This window comes from Roseateles sp. P5_B10, assembly GCF_056400485.1.
In genome coordinates, this window is sequence record NZ_JBFULE010000298.1 from 1 (window position 1) to 5,994 (window position 5,994).

The window sequence follows — 5,994 nt, forward strand, 5'->3', positions numbered from 1 at the left end:
CAGCAGCTCGATAGCTTCGAAGTGTTGTCTCAGATCTTCGTGCTCGCCGCGGTCTGTCACTTGATGAAGGGGTCGGCAGGCCTGCGAGTATTGGCGTTTCCGCTGTTGTTCATGCTGTTCATGGTGCCCTTGCCCAGCGTGCTCGTGCAGGTGGTCACCACGCCTCTCAAGGCGGCAGTTTCCYATGTCGCGGAATCCATCATGCACATGGCCGGCTACCCGATCGCGCGCAGTGGCGTGATCTTGTCGGTCGGCCCTTATCAACTGCTGGTGGCCGATGCCTGTGCCGGTTTGAATTCCATGTTCACGCTCGAAGCGCTGGGGCTGCTGTACATGAATCTGATGGGCTACACGTCACCGCTTCGGAACGTCTTGCTCGCGTCGGTCCTCATTCCGGTGTCGTTCTGCGCGAATATCGTTCGGGTCATCATCCTGGTGTTGATCACCTACCATTTCGGGGATGAAGCGGGCCAGGGGTTTGTCCACGGTTTCGCGGGGATGGTCCTCTTCATGGTGGCACTCTTCCTGATGCTGGTCGTCGACAAGCTGATCGGGAAATTCGTGCCGGCCACCCGGGCGCACACTGAATTGGGTTGAGCTCATGAACCAGCGATCCCCTCTCCCTTTGCGCCGCCGGGCAGTGCTGGCCGCGGGGCTCATGACCGGCGCCGCCGTGGCGGGCGAGCTGCTCCAGCCCAAGCCGACGATCACGCGGCCCGATCAGATGCCGGATCTTGACCGGATCATCCCGCAAGCTTTTGAGGGCTGGACGCTGGATCGAAGCATCGTGCCGCTGGAGGTGGCGGCGGATGTCGCCAACACGCTCAATGCGATCTACGACAAGATCCTCTCGCGCACCTACGTCAACCGTGCCGGCGAACGGATCATGTTGTCGCTGGCCTATGGAGCCAACCAGTCGCGCGCATTGCAGCTCCACAAGCCAGAGGTTTGTTATGCGGCCCAGGGATTCAGGGTCAGCCAATTGCATCCCGACGTCATGCATGTGGGGGATTCGTCGCTGCCCGTGATGCGACTGATTGGCCAGCTCGGCAGCCGCGTCGAACCCATCACCTACTGGATGCGCATCGGGGATGACGTGGTCAGGGGCTGGTTCGAGCAGAACCGGGCCCGCCTGGCCTACGGGTTGAACGGGAAGATCCCCGACGGTCTGCTGTTCAGGGTGTCCATGATTTCAGGCGACACGAGCGCGGCGTACCAGCTGCAGGACATTTTCGTCAACGCCCTCTTGAGAGGCATTCCGAAACAGCACCGATCGGTGTTGCTCGGCAGTGTCGCGTTCAACGCGTAGCGGCGTCGAACGGCAATCACAGGTCTGAATCTTGCTCGCCGGCTTCGGGCGGTGTTGATGTAGCCCTGCGCCTAACTTTTGATCACCACTCATGTCGAGCGACACCAAAACCAGCCTCCAACGTGCCGCCAGCAAGATGCTGGGCGGCAGCCTGGCTGTGGTCGTGCTGCAGGCGATCAACTTCGCGCTGCTGGCGCGCAGCCTGGGTGCTGCTGAGTACGGCACATTGGCCACCATCAATTCCGCCGCCTCGCTGTTGTTGCCGCTGGCGGGGTTGGGTTATGGCTCCGTGATGCTGATGCGCGTCGCGCGGGAAGCGCAACACGCACCGGTTGCGCTCGGCAATGCGTTGAGCGTCCAACTGGTCACCGGGTCTGCAGGCGCGGCCATTGGGGCTGCTGCGGTGGTGATGATCTCGTCCACGCCGGTCGCCTTCGGCGTTGCCCTGATCGTCCTGCTGGGCGAACTGGTTTTCATGCGAACCGCTGTCACAGCGGCTCAATTGTTCAGTGCCCTGGAGCAGCAGGGGCGCGCCTCAGTGATCAACGTGGCGACATCCTGTGCGCGCGTGGCCAGCGTTCTCGTCGCGATCATCGTTTCCGACCGCGTCACGGCACTGGTGTGGGCCTCGTTGTTCCTGGCGTTCTCGATCATGTTCGCCGCGGCGCTGATCTGGTTCATGGCCCGCGCGGCGGGCGGCCTGTCCGTCGACTGGAAGGCGATCGGCAAAGACCTCGGGCATGGCACCGATTTCTCGCTCGGCACGCTGGCCAAGGCCATCTACACCGATGCGGACAAACTCGTTCTGGCGCGTTTCGGCACCGCCGCCGACGTGGGAACCTATGCGGCGGCCTACCGGGTCGCGGCGATGTCGTTCATGCCGGTGCGCGCCATGCTCGACGCGGCGGCGGGCAGGTTCTTCCGGCAAGGGCAAGGCGGAATTGCACAGGCGCTGGCCTTGTCGCGGCGGGTGCTCACGTTCGCTTTGCCTTACTCGTTGGGAGTCGCCGCCGTGTTGGTCCTGGGCGCTGATTATTTGCCTCTTGTTTTTGGCGCGGGCTATGCGAAGGCCATCCCCTTGATCAAATGGCTGGCGGTGCTGCCTGTGATCCAGGCTGTTCACTACACCTTGTCTGACGCCTTGTCCGGCGCGGGGTACCAGCGCTACCGGATGGTGGCCCAGTTTGTCGTCGTCGTTTTCTATCTTGCGACGGCATTGGTCGTGATACCGCAATTCAGGGCGCCGGGTGCCGCCCTCACATGCCTGGCGAGCGAACTGTTGCTCGCGGTCATCATCGCCGCCCTCGTTATCACCCTTTACCGTCGCCAGAAGGAGTCGCGTTGAATATCCTGATCGCCACGCATGAATATCCGCCGTACCCCGGAGGTATTGGTCGGTATTGTGCCGAGGTGCGAAGCGCCGCATTGGCCCGCGGGCACCGCGTCGATGTACTGGCGCCTGATTTTGCGAGAAGTGCTACAGCGCCGTCGCAGGACGACGCTGGGGTGTTCAGATTTCCTGGCGACGTGTATTCGAACCGGACGCTGCTCACCGTCATTCGTGCATTGCGGCGGCAACTGAGGCAGCGGACTTATGACGTCGTCCACGTCGCCGACTGGCCCCTGCTGCTGGCGTTGCCGTGGAGCGGCGTGCCCCGTGCGGTGAAGACCGTCATGACCTTCCACGGCACGGACGCCATCGTCCTCGGGCGGTCTCGTTCGGCGAGATGGTTGAGGGCTCGTCAGGCCGTCCATCGCCTGGACCGCGTGTGCGCCAACAGTGCGTTCACGCTCTCGCTCGTCGAGCGGGAACTCGCGCCGCCCGCATCCGTCGAGCGCCGGGTTACGCCCCTCGGCGTGGCGGAGTACTGGGCTGAGCCGGCCAGCGCCGAAGAGCGCGCGCAAGTCAGGCGGCTGTGCGGGGCGACCGAGGGAGACCGCATCGTCCTGACCGTGGCGCGGCTCGACCCGCGCAAGGGCCATCTCCGGGCGCTGCAGGCTATCGCCCAACTGCCGCCAGGCCAGCGCCAGACAATCTGCTACCTGGCCATCGGACGGCCCGTCGACCCCGTTTACGCGACGCATCTCCAGTCCGAGGCCAAGCGCCTGGGCGTTCGCGCGACCTTCGCTGGCGCGCAGCCCGACGCCATCGTGCGGGCCGCGTATGCCGAGAGCCGCGCCTTCCTGTTGGCCGCAGAGCCGGATCAAGAGCGCGTCGAAGGCTTCGGCCTCGTGTTTCTGGAGGCGGCGTTCCAGGGCCTGCCCACCGTCAGCACCGCCGCCCATGCGGTGCCCGAAGTCGTTCAGGACCGCGTCACCGGTTTCCTCGCGAAACCCGGCGACACCGCCGACATCGCAGCACAGCTGCTCGCCATGCTCGACGCCAACGCCGCCGGCCAGCTTGCCGGCGCGTGCGTGGCGCGCGCCCGCGAGTTCAGCTGGCAACGGTGCGCTGACCTCACTTATGCCGATTTGTAGGAGGGGCTGACGTGCGTGTGTTGATGGTGAATTCCTTTTACTTCCCTGACCAGGTCGGCGGCGCCGAGCGGTCGCTGAAGATCCTGGCGGATGCCTTGACCGCCGACGGGCATGAAGTGGCCGTGCTGGCCACGGGCGAACCGGCGGCCGAGACCGAACGCGTGGGGCAGGTGCGCGTTTTCCGCCGCCCCTCGGCCAACATTGCGCGGCGGCTGCCCGCCAGCCTGCCATCGGGCTTGCGCAAAGCCGCCTTCCACCTCCACAACACCTACACCGCGGGCAGCTTGCGCCATGCCGACGAGGCACTTGACGCATTCCGCCCCGACGTCGTCCACACCAACAACCTCGCCTGGCTGTCGGTATCGGTCTGGGGCGCCGCGTCGCGCAGGCGCATTCCCATCGTGCACACGCTGAGGGACTACGCCCTCCTTTGCGCCAACTACGGCTTCTTTCGCGGCGGCCAACCCTGCGGCACCGATCGCTGCTTCCAGTGCAAGCTGCTTTCGGCCAACAAGATTGCCGCGACCCGGCAGGTGACGGCCGTCGTGGGCAACAGCCGCTACACGCTGGACCGTCACCTCGAGGAAGGCGCGTTCCCGCAGGCGCGGCACTCCGTCATCTACAACGGCTACCGCACCGATCAGCCCATCGATGCGCGGCGCCATCCCAGGCGCGACGGGCGCCCCTTCGTGGTGGGCTTCATTGGCACCTTGACGGCGCACAAAGGCGTCGAGATGCTGCTCAAGACCTTTGCCGGCCTCGTTCGCGGCCCTTGGCAGGGCCATGCCGTCGAACTGGTGATTGCCGGAGAAGGAGAACCGAGCTACACCGCTCATCTAAGGGCCTTGGCTGAGGGCTTGCCGGTCAAGTTCCTGGGTGTCGTGCCGCAGCCCGAGTTCTTCAAGCAGGTCGATGTTTGTGTGGTGCCATCGTTGTGGGCCGAGCCCTTGTCGCGGGTTCTGTTCGAGGCGTTCGCCCACGGCGTACCCGTCATCGCCTCCGCAACCGGCGGCAGCGGTGAGCTCGTCAAGCCCGGAGAAACGGGCTGGTTGTTCGACATCCATGCAGCGGATGGCCTGGCTGTTCAGCTCCAGGCCGCCTACGACGACGCTGACCGCTACGAGGCGATCAGCAGGACGGCTCTGGCGCTGGCGGCCACCTTCAGGCCAGAGCGCGTGGTCAGCGAGTACATCGACCTGTACGAAACCGTGCAGCACCGGGGGTAAGGACCTATGGGTTTCATTGCAGCTTCGCTGAAAACGCCGGGCGCTTCCACGCGTCAGCCAGCGTCCACCGGCAACCTCTTCCTGAGCGTCGGAGGGATCCTCTTCGTTGGCATCTGGACCGTGACACTGATGGGCGGCGCCTGGGACTATCTCTTCAAGCGGCTGCATGCACCGACGCCCTCCGTCACGCTGCTCACGCTGCTGGTGCTGGCGATGTTCTCGCTGCGCCTGCTGAATCGCGGTCGCGAGATGGCGATCGGCGCGCCAGACATTATTGCGGCCACGTGGCTGTTCGCCGCTTTTCTATTGCTGGCAGCAATGGTGAACGCAAACACGCAGTCATTGCCCGTGGTGGGGATACTCYTGTCCTTTCACGTGTATTTCTTCTATCTGATGTTTTTCGCGGTCTCGCCAATAGTTTCTGGCTCGGTGAAATCGGGACCACTGACGATGTATTTGGTCGCTTTTGGTGTCGTTATGGCAGCAATTGGGGTGGCGCAGGCAGTTACTAAAAATCTTTTCTCGTTCGGCTATTACATCACTGCTTCCGTCAATTCCATTAATGCGACGACGGGAGGGCGCGTCAGGGGCTCCGCATTTTTCTCGCATGCAGACGACCTGGGTATATTTTTGTGTATTCCCCTGGTGATCTGTCTTTACAGATCACTTCTCGCGCCGGCATTCTCCAAACGGCTTGCTTGGCGACTTGTCGGGCTCGTTCTTCTCGCTGGCTGCATCGCCACGCTAACCAGAGCGGTCTATCTGACCGCGGTAGCGGTTTCGCTTCTCACAATATGGGGATACTTGCGGTCAAAGGTCAACCGTGCATCGTTGTTTCCGGTGTGGTTGCCCATTGTTTTAATGGTGGCTGGAGTTGGCGTGTTCTTCCTGCGGTATGTGATCGAAGCGTTCATCATGAACGTCGATGCACTCAGGGATTTTAGGTATTTGGTGTCGGCCAAATCGCTCGACGCTCGACTC

The 5,994-nt window shown here is 63.3% G+C and carries 6 protein-coding genes; all 6 read left to right on the forward strand.

From position 1 onward, the window contains the following. On the forward strand, nucleotides 1–597 hold a 597-nt coding region (gene xrt, locus AC1DU6_RS17405; RefSeq protein ID WP_477858567.1), incomplete at its 5' end, for an exosortase. A 4-nt stretch (nucleotides 598–601) separates the two neighbouring features. Then, a complete protein-coding gene (gene epsI, locus AC1DU6_RS17410) occupies nucleotides 602–1,309 on the forward strand; it encodes an exosortase-associated protein EpsI, B-type (protein ID WP_082533011.1) in 708 nt (235 codons plus the stop codon). Nucleotides 1,310–1,400: 91 nt separating this feature from the next. Then, on the forward strand, nucleotides 1,401–2,654 hold the full coding sequence (locus AC1DU6_RS17415; protein WP_056204117.1) for a lipopolysaccharide biosynthesis protein: 1,254 nt from the start codon (nucleotides 1,401–1,403) through the stop codon (nucleotides 2,652–2,654). Next, complete coding sequence (locus AC1DU6_RS17420; protein ID WP_162247866.1) at nucleotides 2,651–3,787, forward strand: glycosyltransferase family 4 protein; 1,137 nt, start codon at nucleotides 2,651–2,653, stop codon at nucleotides 3,785–3,787. The genes AC1DU6_RS17415 and AC1DU6_RS17420 overlap by 4 nt, the downstream gene beginning before the upstream one ends. 11 nt (nucleotides 3,788–3,798) lie before the next feature. Continuing rightward, on the forward strand, nucleotides 3,799–5,013 hold the full coding sequence (locus tag AC1DU6_RS17425; protein WP_157282113.1) for a glycosyltransferase family 4 protein: 1,215 nt from the start codon (nucleotides 3,799–3,801) through the stop codon (nucleotides 5,011–5,013). Between the two features lie 6 nt (nucleotides 5,014–5,019). Next, a partial coding sequence (locus tag AC1DU6_RS17430) for a hypothetical protein (protein ID WP_477858571.1) occupies nucleotides 5,020–5,994 on the forward strand: 975 nt, incomplete at its 3' end.

Excerpts from the sequence above, each read along its gene's own strand:
- epsI (WP_082533011.1), top strand. The coding sequence starts at position 602 with ATGAACCAGCGATCCCCTCTCCCTTTGCGCCGCCGGGCAGTGCTGGCC.
- AC1DU6_RS17415 (WP_056204117.1), top strand. The coding sequence starts at position 1,401 with ATGTCGAGCGACACCAAAACCAGCCTCCAACGTGCCGCCAGCAAGATG.